Origin of the sequence: Aequorivita aurantiaca, assembly GCF_030410135.1 — a bacterium.
GTDB classification, from domain to species: Bacteria; Bacteroidota; Bacteroidia; order Flavobacteriales; family Flavobacteriaceae; genus Aequorivita; species Aequorivita aurantiaca.
The window spans coordinates 1-312 of record NZ_JAUGQQ010000050.1 but is presented as its reverse complement, the minus strand read 5'-3'; the positions used below and the strand labels follow the sequence as shown (position 1 = coordinate 312).

Here is a 312-nt window from a genome sequence, read left to right as displayed (position 1 = left end):
AAACTTAGGCCGAATCACTGCAAACGATTTAACGGTTGCTGATGGTGAAGACATGCTTTTGGAATCTATTACCTTCAATGCATTTATTGGTGCCATTGGTTCTGGAGTGAATGCTGACAATGTGGATGTTTTCATATATGAAGACAATGGTTCCGGCGCACCTGGTGCCCTGGTTACCTCTCAATTAAGTTTGGTGCCAGATTCACAAGTTGTCGTTGGTGGTAACTTTGGCTTTGACGCTTGGAGCGTAGAGCTTGATATTGCCGATGTAAACCTACCGGGCCAAGTTGGTGCGGCTACTACGTACTGGAT

1 protein-coding gene is annotated in these 312 nt (G+C 45.5%); it reads left to right on the top strand.

All coding sequences use genetic code 11. The features are described from left to right. Nucleotides 1-312 (top strand): hypothetical protein (locus QRD02_RS14535; protein ID WP_290255653.1); only part of this gene is annotated, 312 nt, incomplete at both ends.